General features: G+C 68.8%; 19 protein-coding genes. 6 read left to right on the plus strand and 13 right to left on the minus strand.

The features are described 5' to 3' along the window. Positions 1-40: 40 nt before the first annotated feature. Positions 41-310 carry a DUF1127 domain-containing protein gene (locus tag KF796_08845; GenBank protein ID MBX3586741.1) on the plus strand — a complete coding sequence of 90 codons (270 nt, stop codon included), beginning with the start codon at positions 41-43 and terminating at the stop codon, positions 308-310. Here KF796_08845 and KF796_08850 read toward each other — a convergent pair. The 10 genes from KF796_08850 to KF796_08895 form a co-directional block, all read right to left on the minus strand. Further along, on the minus strand, positions 210-1,028 hold the full coding sequence (locus tag KF796_08850; GenBank protein MBX3586742.1) for a response regulator transcription factor: 819 nt from the start codon (positions 1,026-1,028) through the stop codon (positions 210-212). The genes KF796_08845 and KF796_08850 overlap by 101 nt on opposite strands. After that, on the minus strand, positions 1,025-2,080 hold the full coding sequence (locus KF796_08855; protein MBX3586743.1) for a histidine kinase: 1,056 nt from the start codon (positions 2,078-2,080) through the stop codon (positions 1,025-1,027). The genes KF796_08850 and KF796_08855 overlap by 4 nt, the downstream gene beginning before the upstream one ends. Positions 2,081-2,089: 9 nt before the next feature. Then, positions 2,090-2,386 carry a 2TM domain-containing protein gene (locus tag KF796_08860; GenBank protein MBX3586744.1) on the minus strand — a complete coding sequence of 99 codons (297 nt, stop codon included), beginning with the start codon at positions 2,384-2,386 and terminating at the stop codon, positions 2,090-2,092. Positions 2,387-2,416: 30 nt separating this feature from the next. After that, on the minus strand, positions 2,417-3,412 hold the full coding sequence (locus KF796_08865; protein ID MBX3586745.1) for an alpha/beta hydrolase: 996 nt from the start codon (positions 3,410-3,412) through the stop codon (positions 2,417-2,419). A gap of 11 nt (positions 3,413-3,423) precedes the next feature. Then, a complete protein-coding gene (locus tag KF796_08870; GenBank protein ID MBX3586746.1) occupies positions 3,424-4,455 on the minus strand; it encodes a dienelactone hydrolase in 1,032 nt (343 codons plus the stop codon). A gap of 14 nt (positions 4,456-4,469) precedes the next feature. Continuing rightward, entirely contained in the window at positions 4,470-5,495 is a 1,026-nt protein-coding gene (locus tag KF796_08875; GenBank protein MBX3586747.1) for a dienelactone hydrolase family protein, read from the minus strand. Positions 5,496-5,606: 111 nt separating this feature from the next. After that, the gene (locus KF796_08880; protein MBX3586748.1) at positions 5,607-5,900 is read right to left on the minus strand and encodes a 2TM domain-containing protein; all 294 of its coding nucleotides are present in this window, start codon (positions 5,898-5,900) and stop codon (positions 5,607-5,609) included. Between the two features lie 41 nt (positions 5,901-5,941). Continuing rightward, positions 5,942-6,508, minus strand: a complete 567-nt coding sequence (locus KF796_08885; protein MBX3586749.1) for a hypothetical protein — start codon at positions 6,506-6,508, stop codon at positions 5,942-5,944. Positions 6,509-6,566: 58 nt separating this feature from the next. Continuing rightward, positions 6,567-6,977, minus strand: a complete 411-nt coding sequence (locus tag KF796_08890; protein ID MBX3586750.1) for a DUF2306 domain-containing protein — start codon at positions 6,975-6,977, stop codon at positions 6,567-6,569. 104 nt (positions 6,978-7,081) lie between these two features. Next, positions 7,082-8,251, minus strand: coding sequence for a serine hydrolase (locus KF796_08895; protein ID MBX3586751.1), 1,170 nt, complete (start codon positions 8,249-8,251; stop codon positions 7,082-7,084). A gap of 119 nt (positions 8,252-8,370) precedes the next feature. On the opposite strand from KF796_08895, the gene KF796_08900 reads away from it, so the two are divergent. From KF796_08900 to KF796_08910, 3 genes are read left to right on the plus strand one after another with little or no spacing between them, the layout of a single operon-like run. Further along, complete coding sequence (locus KF796_08900) at positions 8,371-8,901, plus strand: hypothetical protein (GenBank protein MBX3586752.1); 531 nt, start codon at positions 8,371-8,373, stop codon at positions 8,899-8,901. A 3-nt stretch (positions 8,902-8,904) separates the two neighbouring features. After that, positions 8,905-9,123: a helix-turn-helix transcriptional regulator gene (locus KF796_08905; GenBank protein ID MBX3586753.1), complete on the plus strand. Its 219-nt coding sequence runs from the start codon at positions 8,905-8,907 to the stop codon at positions 9,121-9,123. After that, positions 9,120-9,356, plus strand: coding sequence for a hypothetical protein (locus KF796_08910; GenBank protein ID MBX3586754.1), 237 nt, complete (start codon positions 9,120-9,122; stop codon positions 9,354-9,356). Before KF796_08905 ends, KF796_08910 begins: the two co-directional genes overlap by 4 nt. A gap of 72 nt (positions 9,357-9,428) precedes the next feature. Here the strand turns inward: KF796_08910 and KF796_08915 are convergent, their stop codons facing one another. After that, a complete protein-coding gene (locus KF796_08915; protein MBX3586755.1) occupies positions 9,429-11,489 on the minus strand; it encodes a fibronectin type III domain-containing protein in 2,061 nt (686 codons plus the stop codon). A 166-nt stretch (positions 11,490-11,655) separates the two neighbouring features. Between KF796_08915 and KF796_08920 the strand changes: the two genes are divergently transcribed. Then, positions 11,656-12,480: an undecaprenyl-diphosphate phosphatase gene (locus KF796_08920; GenBank protein MBX3586756.1), complete on the plus strand. Its 825-nt coding sequence runs from the start codon at positions 11,656-11,658 to the stop codon at positions 12,478-12,480. Between the two features lie 99 nt (positions 12,481-12,579). Next, positions 12,580-13,284, plus strand: a complete 705-nt coding sequence (locus KF796_08925; protein ID MBX3586757.1) for a DUF4136 domain-containing protein — start codon at positions 12,580-12,582, stop codon at positions 13,282-13,284. 12 nt (positions 13,285-13,296) lie between these two features. Here KF796_08925 and KF796_08930 read toward each other — a convergent pair whose 3' ends face one another. Together KF796_08930 and KF796_08935 are read right to left on the minus strand one after the other, a co-directional pair. Continuing rightward, entirely contained in the window at positions 13,297-14,100 is an 804-nt protein-coding gene (locus KF796_08930) for an alpha/beta hydrolase (GenBank protein ID MBX3586758.1), read from the minus strand. A gap of 182 nt (positions 14,101-14,282) precedes the next feature. Continuing rightward, complete coding sequence (locus tag KF796_08935) at positions 14,283-15,590, minus strand: TRAP transporter large permease (protein MBX3586759.1); 1,308 nt, start codon at positions 15,588-15,590, stop codon at positions 14,283-14,285. Positions 15,591-15,599: the final 9 nt, after the last annotated feature.

The raw sequence follows: 15,599 nt of genomic DNA on the forward strand, positions 1-15,599 counted from the left end.
AGCGGCCACCATCAACGCCTGTCTTCAAAGGAGCAAGCAGATGGCGCTGATGAACTGGATATGGAACTGGCTGGGCGGCGCGCGGGCGCACCAGCGGCTGGGCGATGCCGAACTGCGCGGCATGTCGGACCGCGAGCTGGCCGACCTGGGCATTGGCCGCAGCGAGGTGCCGGCGCTGTTGCACGCCGATGCCGACCCCTGGCGCTGCGTTACATGGCCCGGAACTGGTGCGCGTACAGGCGGCTCACCGGCAGCTTCTCGGGCCGCCCGCGCAGGGCCAGATGCAGCTTGCCGGCTTCGTCGCGCGTGACGGTGTCAATGGCGCCTGCCCGCACCACGGTGCCGCGGTGCACCTGCCAGAAGGCCTGGGCGTCCAGCTGGGGCAGCAGCTCCTTGAGCGGCGTGCGGATCAAATACTCGTGCGCCTCGGTGAGCACGCGCACGTATTTGTCGGCGGCCTCGAAGTAGAGCACCTCGTCCACCGGCACCATGCGGATGCTGCTGCCCACGCTGGCCTGGATGACCTTGAGCGGGCCGCTGGCCGCTGCCGCCGAGGGGCTGCCGCCCGGCACGGCGGCCGCGCCCAGCAGGTGGCGCAGCTGGCCCAGCGTGGCCTCAAAGTCGGGCGCCTGCTGCTGGCGCTGGGCCAGTGCCTGCTGCAGCTTGGCCACGGTTTTCTGCAGGCGCGCGGCCTGCACGGGCTTGAGCACATAGTCCACGGCCTGGGCTTCAAAGGCCTGCACCGCGTACTGGTCGTAGGCGGTCACAAACACCAGCGCCGGAAAGGGCTTGGCCGCCGAGTCCCACTCGTCGGCCAGCTCCACGGCGGCGTCAATGCCGCTCATGCCGGGCATGCGGATGTCAAAGAACAGCACATCGGGCGTGAGCGCCAGCGCCTCGCGCACGGCGGCGGCGCCGTCGCCCACGGTGGCCGCGATGTGAAGCTGCGGCCAGGCGCGCGCCAGCTCGGCGGCCAGCGCCTGGGCCAGCAGGGGTTCGTCTTCGGCAATCAGCGCGCTGGCGTTCATGGTTTGGAGGGAAAACGCACGGTAGCCGTTGATCCGCCGCCATTGGCTGCTACCAATTCAATAGCGGATTCAGCGCCGTAGCTGGTGGCCAGGCGTTCGCGCACCTGGGCCACGCCAAAGCCGGGGCTGGCGCGCTCGGTGTCGCCAGGCGCGGCGGCTTCCAGGCCCACGCCGGTGTCGGCCACCTCGAGCACCAGCTCGGCGCCCTCCAGCCGGGCACTGACGCTCACGCGCCCGCCTTCCACCTTGGGTTCCAGGCCGTGCTTGATGGCGTTTTCCACCAGCGGCTGCAGCAGCAGCGGCGGCACGGGCTGGGCGGCCAGCGCGTCGGGCAGATCCAGCTGGTAGCTCAGGCGCGGGCCCATGCGGATGCTCATGAGCTCCAGGTAGTCGCGCAGCCGGTCAAACTCGGCCTGCAGCGGGTGCGTGCTGGCGCGCGAGGCGCTGAGCGTGGCGCGCAGGTAGGCAATCATGTGGTCCAGCATCTGCTGGGCGCGCTGCGTGTCGGTGCCGATCAGCACGCGCAGGTTGGCCAGCGTGTTGAACAGCATGTGCGGCTCCAGCTGGGTCTCCAGCACCTTCAGCCGCGCCTCGTTGGCATGCTGGCGCGCCTCGGCCATCTTGCGCTCCAGGTAGGCGCCCTTGTTCAGGTTGTAGAAGTAGTAGCTGCCCGCAATGCCGGCCAGCACGGTGATGAGGATGGAGGTGCGCAGGTTGTCGGGCGGCGGGGTGCTGCCGGGGGGGTAGAAGTGAAAGTACTGGCACAGCGCGTCAGCCAGCGTGGTGCCGCCCAGGTAGCCCGCCAAGATGCCGGCCGCCACCAGCAGCAGCCCCGCAACGCCGTGCGGCCAGCCGGTTTCTGCCGCCGAGGGGAAAAAGTCGCGCCCCAGGTCAATCACGGCCCAGGTGATGCTGCCAATCAGCAGCGAATACACCACGGGCGGCGCATAGGGCCGGTCGGGCGAAAAGGCGTACTGCAGCGTGGCAATGGCCAGCGAAAACGCCAGCACCTGCAGGAAGTGGCGCAGCTTGGCGATCCAGTCGATGGGCATGGTGGCCGCTTAGCGCCGGTTTTGCTCGCGCAGCAGGCGCTCGCGCTCCTTCTGCACCATGCGCTCACGCAGCCCGCTGCCCTTGCCCAGCACAAACACCGACACCCCGTGAAGCACCAGGCCCAGGCCCCAGCCCAGCAGCGGAAACACCGACCACGGCCGGTTGCCAAAGGCGTAGCGCGACATGGCAAAAATCACCAGGTTGACCAGCACATACACGGTGGCGTGCAGGTACCAGCCCATCTTGGCGCCCGCGCGGCGGCGGGCGATCTTGTCGATTTCTTCAGGGGAGAGCGGAGCGGTCATGTGCCAACAATTCTAGGTCAGGGGGCCAGGTCAGGGGGCGGCGGGGCCGGTGCAGATCCGGGCCACGGCCTGCACCGCGGCGGCGTCCAGCGTGAGGCCCATGTGGTTCACGCCGTCCACCAGCGTGACGGGCACCGGGCGGCCGGCGTCTTCAAACACGGCGGCGAACCGGGTGGCGTCAAACAGCTCGTCGGCGCGGCCCGCCACCAGTTGCATGGGCCGGCGGGCGTTGCGGATGTCGCCCAGGTAGTCCTGGTGCGGGCCAAAGTTGGCCATCAGGGTGAAGCTGTAGCTCGGGGTGAGCGATGCGCGGGCCACGTCGTTCAGGCCAAAGCGCAGCACGGGCAGGTCGTTCCAGGTGGTGACGCCGGCGCGGTTGAGCAGCATCAGCGCGACCAGCCGCGGCAGGCCCACCGACGCCCAGCCGCTCGCGGGCCGGTTGGTGGGCGCGCTGTAATGCAGGAAGGGCGAGAGCAGCACGTAGCGGTCAAACAGGTCTTGCCGGGCGCCGCCCGCAAAGCGCAGCACGAAGCCGCCGCCCGATGAAAAGCCCAGCAGGGTGCTGGGCCCGGTGTGCGGCACGGCGCGCATGAAGTCTTCCACGTCGTCTTCCAGTTGCCCGATGTAGGCGGCCTGCCCGCGCGGGCCGGAGTCGCCATGGCCGCGCATGTCCAGCGCGGCCACGTCCAGCCCCGCGGCGGCCAGGGCCTGGGCCAGCACATGCAGCGAGCGGGCGCGCGACGACGAGCCGTGCACCAGCACCACGCGGCGCGCACTGGCCGCGCCCGTTGCCACGCCAGTGGCGGGGTAGTGCAGCCAGGCCATGGCGGTGCCGTCGCGCGCGGTGTAGTGGCTGGGGGCCGGCACGTTGGAAAAGTCCACCTTGGCAAACGGCGCGTTGATGCTGGCCAGCGGGGCAATGGGCGCCGGGCCGCCAAAGGTGATGGCGGCGGCAAAAGCCAGGGCCACCAGGGCCACAGCACCCGATGCAACCATGAGCAGGGTTCTGGGTTGTGGCAGGTTCATGGGGGGCTCCTTCATGGCAACAGGTGTTTGCGGAAAAAGTCAGCCAGCTTGCGGTCCACCGCAGGGAGCTGGCCACGGTCAAAGCCGGGCGGGTCGCCCATCAGCTCGTCTTCGATGCTACCGGGCTTGAACGGCGGCAGCGGGGACAGCATCACACCGTGGCCGCCGTTGGCAAATTCGGCGATCACCTCGCAGGTGGTGCAGGCGGCGCGCACCGCGCCGATGTGAAAGCGCGGCACCTGGTTGAGGTCCTGGTCGGCGATCACCAGGCCCAGCGGAATGCGCGGTGTGGCCAGCGAGGCCATGTCAAAGTCGGCCGCAAAGGGCACGCTGGCCACAGCGGCCTGGATGCGCGGGTCGTTGTGGGTGTACCAGGTGGGGTCGTCAAAACGCTGGCGGATCACGCCCAGCGCCACGCTCTTCTTGATGCCGTCCAGAAAGTTGCCGCGCAGCCGCGTGATGAAGCCCACGCAGGACGAAAAGTCCTCGGCAATGTGGGCGTCGCAGTGCTGCTTGAACAGCGCGGGCGACCAGCGCCCGCCGGCCAGGCTCAGCGCCGTGTGGCCGCCGGCCGAGCCACCAAACACGCCCACCTTGTCCAGCGCGAGCAGCGGGCCGAACTGGCGGCTTTGGCCCATGGCGTCAATCGCGCGCGAGACCTCGGCGGGGCGCTGCTTCCAGCTCTCGGGGCCGGGCGTGGAATGGTCCTTGTAGTTGTCGCCGCGGTGCTCGGGCAGGGCCACCACAAAGCCCGCACCCACCAGCGCGCGGGCCAGGTCGGCATGGACCCAGGGCGCGCCGCCCGAGCCATGGGTGATGACCACCAACCGGCCGTTGCCGCGCACCGCGTCGCCATCGGGGGCCACGTTCAGCGTGAAGGGGCCCCGCTTGACGGGCTGGTCGGGCGCGCTGGAGGGGTAGTACACGGTGACCGGGCCATCGTGGTCCAGGCCGGGCAGCTGGGTGAGGCCCATGCCGGCCTGGGCGACGCTGGTGGCCAGGGCCAGCAGCAGTGCTGCGGTGGTTGGAAGGAGGTGTTTCATGGTGGGCGTTGTTGTCATGGCAGAAGCTGGCTGCTGAGAAACCCGACCACCTTGCGGTTGACCTCGGGCAACTGGGCGCGGTCAAAGCCGGGCGGGTCCTGCAGCAGTTCAACCAGGTTGGACGGCAGGAGGTTCATGGGCGGCGGGGGCGAGAGCATGGCGCCGTGGCCTGCGGTGGGCAGGTCGGCCACCACGGTGCAGGTCTTGCAGGCCGCAAGGATGGCGCCGCTGTGAAACTGCGGCGTCAGCCATTTGTCCTGCCCCAGGGTGATCAGGCCCAGCGGCACATGCGGCGTGGCCAGCGAACTGGCGTCAAAGTCCATGGCGGCCGGCGCGGCGGCCACGATGGCCTTGATGCGCGGGTCTTCGTGGGTGTACCAGGTGGCATCTGAAAAGCGCTGGCGCAGCACGCCGAGCGCCATGGACTTCTTCAGGCCGTCCAGCGGGCCGCCGGTCAGGCGCAGGGCGATGCCAACGCAGGACGCAAAGTCCTCACCCAGGTGCGCCTCGCAGTGCGCCAGAAAGCGGGCCGGCGACCAGCGCCCGCCGGCCAGGCTGAGTGCCGTGTGGCCGCCCGCGGAAAAGCCATACATGCCGACCTTGTCCAGCGCCAGCAAGGGCGCAAAGCGCGCGTCGGCCGCCACGACGTCAATGGCGCGCGACACCTCGCCGGGGCGGCGCTTGTAGCTCTCGGGCCCCGTGTCGCTGTCGTCCTTGTTGTTGTCGCCCCTGTGCTCGGGCATGGCCACCACGTAGCCGGCTTGCACCAGCGCGCGCGCCAGATCGGTGTGGACCCAGGGCGCGCCGCCCGTGCCGTGCGAGACCACCACCAGGCGGCCGTTGCCGCGTTGCGGCGCGGCGTCCAGCGCCGCGTTGAAGGTGAAGCGAAAACGCTGGACAGGCGCCTGGGCGCCGGACGTGGGATAGAACACCGTCACCACGCCCTTGCCGTCCTGCCCTGGCATCTCGGTCATGCCCATGGCAAGGGCAGACTGAGGTGCCACGGACTGTGCCTGTGCCTGCCTGGCGGGCAATGCCATGAAGGCAAGGGTGGCAGCCGTGGCGGCCAGTTTGATGAGGGCGCTGGCCAGCAGCAGGCGGGTGGGGACGCGGCGCCCGAAAACAATCAATGCCATGGCGTGCTCCCTGTCTTACCAGGCGTCGCGCGAGGACAGGCGGTCGCGTTCCTGCTGGAGCAGGCGTTCATACAGGCCGGCACCGGGCATGGCCAGCAGCACCACGGCGCCGTGGATGGCCAGGCCCAGGCCCCAGCCCAGGAACGGGTAGATCGCCCAGGCGCGGCCACTGGCGGCCGACAAGCCGGCCAGCAGCAGGTTGACGGCGACGAACACGATGGCGTGGATCAGCCAGCCCATGCGCATGCCAGCGCGCTTGCGGGCCATGCGTTCGATCTGCTGGTCGTTCAGGGGGGTGGTGGCGTTCATGGTGGTTCCTTTCAGGGTCAAGCGAATGAAGGGGGGATGGCTCAGGCGGCGGCGTGCAGCGCATCGCCGGGGTTGTGGGCCCGCAGCGCCAGGCGCCACAGGCGGGAGGCGCGGGCCACGAACAGGCCGCTGAACACGCCGTAAAGGGCGGCCACGCTGAGGGTGAAGGTGGTGTCGCGCACCAGGGCGGGCTGCAGGGCCAGTTCCACGCCCACGATGTACTTGGTCATGAAGATGCCGACGATCAGCAGCAGCGGCACCCAGCTGCCGGGCAGGTCAAAGCGGCGCGTGGCCGGGTCGTAGCGGCTGCCCGCGGGGGCGCCAATGCCCCAGGCCAGGGCCAGCACCACAGCGGCGGCCAGCAGCCAGACGGCCACCGTCTGGACCAGCCAGCCCGACGTGCCAAACGCGGTGAAGAGGCCATAGATCGAAAACGCGGTCATGGCCAGTGGCATGACGGTGACGCGGCGCAGGCCCACGGTGCGCGGCAGCGCCTGGCTCAAGCCCAGCCAGAGCAGGGCGGCCAGCAGGCCCCAGACCCACCTGGGGGTGTTGCCGAGGATTTGTTCGATGGCTTGCGGGTGTTGGGTGATGAGCTGGATCAACATGGGGTTCTCCTTGAAAGGGTCAGGTCAGAAGGAATCAGGAAAAAGGGGGCTGCCGGGTTCAGGCCAGGCCGACTGAGGACCAGAGCAGGTGGCCGAGGTAGCGGCTGGGCAGCAGGGTGAAGCCGCCGGCCACCACGCAGGCGCCGATGTACAGGCGCTGCATGGTCTTGCGGTGGCCTTCGATGTTGCCCTTGAACAGGAACCAGAAGGCCATCACCAGCGCGCCCAGCGTGACGGGAATCAGGATGTGGATGGGGCCGAAGCCGGCGATGTGGGGCAACTGCTTGCCGCTGATGAAGATCGCGGTGACGGCGGTCATGACCATCAGCGTGACCCAGGCGTAGCCAAAGGCGCGGTGCAGGCGCGGGCGCTGGGTGCGGCCCTTGCGGGCCCACAGGGCGACGGGGCCGGTCACGATGGCGGCAATGGCGGCGGTCATGTGCACGGCGACGATCGGGGTGAGTTCCATGGCGTTCTCCGGTGTGGCGGTTCGATGGAGCGGACTTTGCCGGGCCCGGCCCGGGCCAGCCAGCGGCCTGCGACGAAATGCGGAAAACGCGGCGTGAAATGCAATCAGCCGGGCGTGAACGGCGGCGCGTTTGGCAGCGCGGTGGGCGGTGTGCCGGAGGGGCTGGCGCCGCGCAGCGCCGGGAACAGCCAGCGCTCCAGCAGCCCGAAAGGCGCCCATTGCATCTGCGGCGGCTCGTTCCAGGCCCGCCCGGTCACGGCCATGACCAGCCTGAATTCGGGCGCGACGATGATCAGCTGGCCGCCGTTGCCGCGGGCCTGCCAGGAGCGGGCCTGGCCATCGCGCACCGGCTCCAGCCACCACAGCCAGCCCATGTGCGACTTCAGCGGGCCGCCGGGCGTCATGGCGCCGGCGCTGTGGATGCTTTGCGCCACCCAGGCGTCGCTGACGATGCGCCGGCCCTGCCAGAGGCCGCCGCTGCGCGTGAGTTCGCCCAGCTTGAGCAGGGCCGACAGGCTCAGGCGCAGGTGGCCCCCCGCGTCGGTGATGCCGCTGCCGGCATCGGCCCAGACGGCGTTGCGGATGCCCAGCGGCTCGAACAGGGCATGGCGCGCAAAGTCGGGCAGGCTCTGGCGCGCGGCCCGCGCCACGATCTCGCCCAGCACCACCACACCGGCCGTGCAATAGCTGAAGTCACCACCCGGCGCCTGGCGCGCCGGGATGCCGTAGAAGAAGCGGATCCAGTCGCGCGTGAGGTACATGCGTTCCTCGTTGCCGGCCGAGTCCTGCCAGTCATCGCAGTCCAGCCCGCTTCGCATGGTGAGCAGGTCGCGCAGCGTCAGGGGCCGCCAGGCCGCGCGGCTGGGATGCGGCGCGAGTTCGGGGAACCAGCCGTCCACGGGGGCGTCGATGCTGCTGATCAGGCCGCGGTCCACGGCAATGCCCACCAGCAGGCTGGTGACCGACTTGGTGGCGGAGCGCAGGTCGTGCAGCGTGGTTTCGCTGTGCTCGCCGTAGTGCCTGGTGGCCAGCAGCTTGCCGTCCACCATGAGGCCGATCTGGTCGACCAGCATGTGGCGCTCTTCAAGGTCGCGCAGCACGGCGGTCCAGACGGCGGGGTCCAGCCCGGCCTGGGCAAAACTGGCCGCGGGCAAGGCGTCGTCGGGCGTGGCCGACGCCAGCGGCGCGGTGTTGGGGCCGGTGCCGCCGCAGGCGGTCAAGGTGGCCAGCAGCAGCGCGGCGAGGAAAGCGCGAAAAAAGGCGGGCAGGGGCATGGTGTTCTCCAAAAGGGCGGGTCTATAATTGCTGTTTTGAGGCAATTAATTATCGTAAAACGATAAATATTATGACGCCAAAACCTTCTGCACCCCCTGTTTTTGAATTGCCACCCCGCGTGGTCCGGGCCGCCCGGCTGCTGGCCGGGCTGTGCGTGGCCGCCGCGCTGGCCTGGCCTGCGCTGACCTTGTGGGCGCTGGCGGGCCTGTCGCCCGCCGACCTGCTCGAACGCGCGGGGCTGGCCGGCCCCTTCATGGCCGAATGGGGCGACGCGGCCTACACCCGCGAGCAACAGGCGGCGGTGCTGGCCCTGCTCACGCTGCCGGTGGGGTTGTCGGGCTGGGCGCTGCTGTGCCTGGCGCGCGGCTTTCATGCGCTGGCCGGCCCGGCGGCGGACCTGCGCCAGGCCCAGGCCGCGCTGCGCCGCTTTGCCGGCTGGACCGTGGTGGCCACGGCGGGCTCGGTGCTGGCCGGCACGCTGGCCAGCGTGCTGCTGACCTGGCACTACCCGCCGGGCCAGCGGCAACTGGCCGTGGCCTTGTCGTCAGCGCACTTTCAGGCCTTGCTGGTGGCGGGGCTGGTCTGGGTGTTTGCCCACCTGCTGGTGCGGGCGCAGGCGGTGGCCGAGGAAAACGCGCAGTTTGTCTGAGCCATGCCCATTGTTGTCAAGCTCGGCGTGGTCATGGCCCAGCGCCATGTGCGGTCCAAGGACCTGGCGGCCCACGTGGGCATCACCGAGGCCAACCTGTCGCTGCTCAAGCAGGGCAAGGTCAAGGGCGTGCGCTTTGACACGCTGCAGAAGATCTGCGACTACCTGCAGTGCCAGCCGGGCGACCTGCTGGCTTTTGAAGAAGGCGAGGCTGCGGAATGACATTGGCGAATGGGCGGATTCACTGCAAGGCGAGGGGCGCGCGCCTCGCCCGCGCCGGGGCCCTGGCAGGTCTGGTGGGTTTGCTGGGGCTGGCCGGCTGCACGGCCGGCGGTTTCTCCGAGGCCTGGCTCAAGGCCAACTGCGAGCGCAGCCAGCCTTGCAACATGACCTGCCCCGACGGCAGCCCCGCACCCCATGGCGGCGCGACCTGCATGCGCCGGCCGGCCCTCTGATTTGCTACCAAATAAATAGCGCTATGTGGCCGCCGGTATTGGACTCCAGGCCTGTTTGACTTATTTTCCGGGTCAGGGGGCCGGCAGGGTGACCGGGTTGACCTGCTTGTCCGGCACCGGCGCGAACGGCGTGCCCACGCTCAGGTACTGGCCGGCCGCGGCGGTGCCGTTGTAGGGCGGCGTGCCGGGCGGCCCGGCCACCGACAGGGGCTGGCTGTTGCCGGCCAGCTCGAACGGGCTGCCCACCGTGTAGCTGGCGTTGGTGCCGGCCAGGGTGATGGCGTAGTTGCCGCTGTAGACCACATCGCCCGCGCTGTTGAGCATCTGCAGTGGCACCGTGTTGAGCCCGGCGCTGCCCAGCACCGTCACCGGCGCGGCCGTGGCCGATGGCGTGAACACCGTGCCGTTGATGCTGAACTGCGTGCCGGCGGGCGCGCTGCCCGTGGAGCCCCAGTTCAGCGACATCAGGAAGTTGATGTCCCCGGCCAGCGGCGTCACGCTGCCCGTGGTGGTGCCGGCCACGGGGATGGTGTACGACTGCACGGCGTTGCCCCCGGCGCCGGTGCCCGTGGCGCTCACGCTCAGGGTGTAGCGGGTGCAGGGGTCCAGCCCGGTGAAGCTGGCCGAGGTGGTGCCGGCGGCCACGGTCTGGTTGCCCCCGGGCGCGGGCGGGCTGATGGCCACGCTGTAGCCGGTGAGCGTGAAGCCCGTGGGCGCGGTCACGGCGTCCCAGCTCAGGGCCAGGGTGGTGTCGGTGGGGGTGATCTGCGTGACCTGTGGTGCATCGAGCCGGTGGTCGTTGAGGATGGTCACGCGCATGGTGGTGGCGTTGGCCGGCAGCGGCACATAGGGGCTGGGGCGCCCGCCGCGGTCGCTGAACGGAAAGCCATAGGCATCCGACAGGTTGTAGAGCACCGCGGCAAAGGGGTTGTAGAAGCCGTCGTTGGTGGTGCGGGCGCCGCCAAACGGGTAGGCCATGGGCGGGTTGCTGTACCAGGCGCTGCTGTTGGCGCCGGCATTGCCACCGGGGTAGCCGAAGTGCAGCGCCGCGATGAAGTCGCCGGCGATGTTGGCGTAGGCGCTGTTCTGCGAATAGACCACCAGATCGGGTGCAAGGTAGTCGGGCGCGCTGGCGTCGCTGGACTGGCCCACCGTGTAGGCGGAGGCTTCGGCGCCGTAGATGTCGTTGTCGAAACTGCCCGCGGGCAGGGTGAGGGTGACCGGCAGGTTGGCCGGCAGGGCCTCGAAGGTGGTGACCCCGCTCGCACTGGTGGACAGGCCATAGGGTGTGTTGGCTGTGTTGGGTGCCACGCCCGTGGTGGTGCCGGTGAAGGCCACCAGGTAGCCGCCCGCGCCGTCCGACGCCACGGTGCCGGTGTAGCTGTAGCTCACGCTGTTGTTGGCCGGCGCGGGCGAGCCCACGCCGCCAATGCCGTTGAGCGTGAAGCTGGTGCCGCTGGCGGCCAGTTGGGCCAGGTAGGCGCCAAAGCTGGGGTAGGGCGCGGGCGCACCGTTCAGCGCGGTGAGGGTCTGCGGGCCCACCAGGCGCACAAAGCTGGACAGCGGGTCGGTGCCTGGCGTCCAGTTGTAGCTCAGGGTGTTGCCGCTGGCCTGCTGGAAGGCCGCGGGCAGGGTGGCCGTGTTGAGCTGGTACACCGCATTGAGCAGCGTGGGCGTGGAGGTGTAGTACGTCATGGTGGTGAGCACATGGCCCGACGCGTCCAGGTACTCGAACTGCAGCGGAACGCCGAAGAAGTCGATCGAGGTCAGGTCGGCGCCGCTGCCCGGGTAGCCAAACTCCAGCTTGTCCCAGCGCATGGTCTGGCTGGTGGCGGTGGGGGCGGCGTTGTCGGCATAGACCAGCGCGCTGTCCAGCGAGACCAGCAGCCGGCCCGAGGTGAGCGTGCTGACCTCAATGGGGTAGATGTTGCAGGTCTGGCCGGTCTGGGTGGAGGCCAGGGTTCCGCTGGCGGTGAGCGTGCTCATGGCGCCGGCCGTCACGCTGGCGCCCGTGGCTTGCGGCAGCTGCAGCGTGGTGATGCCGCCGGTGGCGCTCACGGCGGTGCCTGTGAGCAGCAGGAAGACCTGGTCGTCCGTGCGGTCGCTGTCGTTGACGAGTTCGACGGTGAGCATGTGGGTGTCCTTTTTTTGAGGGGGATGGGGTCGAAAGTGAAAGAGCCGGGTACGTTTGAATCTATCGGGGCCCGGCCGATCGACCTGTGCGAAAGTGACATCGATCAAGTGCGAAACTTCCCCGGCAGGGGCACGGCGATAATCACGCGTCTTTCAAGGAGCGCGTGTGGACATTGCATTGCTGGTCAAGGCCGCCGTCATGGGCGTGGTCGAGGGCCTGACCGAATTCCTGCCGGTGTCCAGCACCGGCCACCTGATCCTGGCGGGCGCGCTGCTGGGCTTTGACGACGAGAAGGCCAAGGTCTTTGACATTGCGATCCAGACCGGCGCCATCCTGGCTGTGATCATTGTTTACTGGCAGAAGATCCGCGACACCGTGGCGGCCCTGCCCACGCAGCGGCAGGCGCAGCGCTTCTCGCTCAATGTGCTGATCGCCTTCATTCCGGCCGTGGTGCTGGGCCTGCTGTTTGGCAAGGCCATCAAGGCGCATCTGTTCACGCCCGTGGTGGTGGCCAGCACCTTCATCGTGGGCGGCTTCATCATCCTGTGGGCCGAGAAGCGCCAGCAGGTGGCGGTGCGGGTGGAGTCGGTGGACCAGATGAGCCCTCTGGACGCGCTCAAGGTCGGGCTGGTGCAGTGCCTGGCCATGGTGCCGGGCACCAGCCGCAGCGGTGCCACCATCATTGGCGGCATGCTGCTGGGGCTGAGCCGCAAGGCGGCCACCGACTTCTCGTTCTACCTTGCCATTCCGACGCTGATCGGCGCCGGGGTCTACAGCCTCTACAAGGAACGCGCGCTGCTGTCGGCAGCCGACGTGCCGCTGTTTGCCGTGGGCCTGGTGTTCTCGTTCATCAGCGCCTGGCTGTGCGTGCGCTGGCTGCTGCGCTACATCTCCACGCACAGCTTCGTGCCCTTTGCCTGGTACCGCATTGCGTTCGGGCTGGTGGTGCTGGGCACGGCCTGGAGCGGGCTGGTGACCTGGGCCCCCTGAATACGGAAGATTGCACACGGGTTGCATTCGGATACATCGGCGCGCATAACTTTGCGCCTGCGGTGAACAGGGTTTCAGGGCGGCCCGGACAATACGCCCATGTCCCATTCTTTTGAGCAATCCCGGGGCGGCGTGGCCGCCTGGGCCTGGCTGCTGGCCCGGCTGGCCATGGCTGCGTCGGCGCTGGCCCTGCTGGGCGCGTGCGCCAGCCCGATCCGCGCCAAGGTGACCAACTTCAATGCCTGGCCCGCCGATGCGGCCGGCAGCACCTACAGCTATGGGCCGGGCGACCCGGAGCGCGGCGAGCTGGAGCAGGCCACCTACGCGGGCTACGTGGGCGCCGAGCTCGAGAAACACGGCTTGCGCCAGGCGCCGGCCGGCGCCACGGGCCGCTTCATCGTTGAGGTGCGGGCCCATGACAGCACGCGCCAGCGCACGGTGCTGGAGCCGGTCTATGACAACCCGGTGATCTTCGTGGCGCCCACGCGCGACCGCTACGGCAATGTGTACCCCGGTTACTGGCAGCCCGACCGCTTTGGCTCGCGCTACATCGGTGACCGCGAGGTCACGCGCACCGTGCAGGTCAACCGGCTTGACGTGCGGATTCTGGACTCGCAGATCCCGGGCGCCAGCGGGCCGCGGCCGGTGTTCAATGCCTCGGCGGTCTACGAAGGCGACAACGAAGACCTGCCCGACATGGTGCCCTACCTTGCGCGCGCGGTCTTCCACGGGTTCCCGGGCCGCAACGGCAAGGTTCAGGTGGTGAAGTTCGACCCCAAGAGCGGCGAGCTGGTCAGCCGCTGAGAGGCTCAGGCTTCAGGCGCCCAGCCCGCGCAGCGCGGCCTCGATGGCCGCGGCCGTGGCCAGCGGCTTTTCCATGGGAAACAGGTGGCTGCCGTCCAGCATCATGAGCCGGCCCTGGACGATCTGCTCGGTCATGGCCATGCCCACCTGCTTCATTTCCTCGGAGCGCGTGCCGCCGATGAAGGCCACCGGGCACTTGAGCGGGTGGCGCGCCAGCAGGCGGTCCAGGTTGTCGGGCAGGGTGTTGTAGATCGCGGTTTCGATGTCGCGGTCAAACACCAGCGTGCGCTCGCCGTCGGCCTCGCGCGTGCCATGCTGCACATAGTCGGCCAGCGCCTGCGGGTCCCACTGGGCAAAGGCCTTCTTGGGCTTGAAGTAGTCCAGCGCGGCCTCGGTGCTCGGCCAGGTGTGCTTGCGCCGCCGGCTGACCTTGCCGGGCGACACCGAGCCCACCAGCTGCGTGCGCTTGATCACCCCCAGCGTGGTGGCGCGCCAGCCGCCCAGAATGGGCGAGTCGATCAGCAGCACGCCGCGCGCCAGCCCAGGGTGGCGCGCCGCGCACATCAGGCTCAGGAACCCGCCCAGCGAGTGGCCCACCAGCCAGGCCGGCTCGCCGGCCTTGTCGGTTTCGCGCGCGGTGAAGTCATGCAGCTGCTGCACCAGGTGCGGCCAGTTGTTGGTGACGGGGTACTTCGGGTCATGGCCGAACTTGTCCACGGCCTTGACGGTGAAACCGCGTGAACGCAGGCTCTTGAACAGCACGCCATAGGTGGATGCGGGGAAGCTGTTGGCGTGGGAGAAGACGATGAGGGGCATGGGTTGGCGGTGGAATCAGGCTCCCGATTCTGCCGTCAATGGTTTCGTTGTTGTTGCGTGATGCGCCTGAGGCGACGGGGCAGCGCTTGGGCCACCAAGCCCCGGCCCCCCCCGAAGGGGCCGGGGCTCTGGTGGCGCGGACACAGCGCCGTCCCGGCAGGCGTCCAGCCGGACGCAAAAAATCAGCCCATCACCTTCGAAGGCAACCACGTCGCCAGTTCAGGAAACACGCACAGGATCAGGATGGCGAGCACCATGCACAGCATGAACGGGAACGCGCCCTTGAGGATGGTGGGCAGCTTCACGTCGGGCGTGATGCCGTTGATCACGAACAGGTTCAGGCCCACGGGCGGGGTGATCAGGCCCAGCTCCATGTTGATGGTCAGGATCACGCCGAACCAGATCGGGTCAAAGCCGCAGGCCGTGATCACCGGCATCAGGATGGGCGTGGTCATCAGGATGATGGCCGCGGGCGGCAGGAAGCAGCCGGCCACCAGCAGCAGCAGGTTGATGGCCGCCAGGATCACCCAGCGGTTGACCTGCAGCTCGCCAATGGTGGTGGCCACCGCCTGCGTGACCTGCAGCGACGACATCATGTAGCCGAACAAAATCGAGGTGCCGATGATCATCAGCAGCATGCCCGACTCGCGCAGGCCGTCGCGCATGATGTGCCACAGGTCCGCCGGCCGCCACACGCGGTAGATCACCACGACCATCACCAGGCACAGCATGGCGCCCACGCCCGCGGCCTCCGATGGCGTGGCAATGCCGCCATACAGCGCATACACCACGCCGACGATCACCGCGATGAAGGGCAGCAGCTTGGGCAGCAGCTCGAACTTTTCCTTGATGGAGTAGATGCGGTCCTCGTCCACCAGCTTGGTGCCGCGCTTCCAGCTGATGAACAGGGCCCAGGCCATGAACAGGCCGGTCAGCAGCAGGCCCGGGATGATGCCGGCAATGAACAGCCGGCCAATCGAGGTCTCCGACGCAATGCCGTACAGGATCATGGTGACGCTGGGCGGGATCAGGATGCCCAGCGTGCCGCCGGCCGCGATGGCGCCCGTGGCGAGGTCGGCGTCGTAGCCGCGCCGGCGCATCTCGGGAATGCCCATCTTGCCGATGGCCGCGCAGGTGGCGGGCGACGAGCCCGTGAGCGCCGAGAACAGCGCGCAGGCGCCGATGTTGGAGATCACCAGCGAGCCCGGCACCCGGTGCAGCCAGCGCGCCAGGGCTTCATACAGGTCGCTGCCGGCGCGCGAGGAGGCCACGGCGGCGCCCATGATGACGAACATGGGCAGCGAGACCAGGGTGAAGTCGCTCAGGCCCGCAAAGACGGTTTCGGGCACGAAGTGGATGCTGTTCCAGCCGTCGAACACGACCATGAAGAACAGCGCCACCGCGCCCAGTCCGAAGGCGATGGGCAGACCGGTGGCGAGCACGCCGCAGGTCACCACGAAAATCAGCAGTCCAATGACCAGCGGGCTCATGAAAAATTC

It is taken from the genome of Ramlibacter sp. (assembly GCA_019635435.1).
GTDB lineage: Bacteria > Pseudomonadota > Gammaproteobacteria > Burkholderiales > Burkholderiaceae_C > JAHBZM01.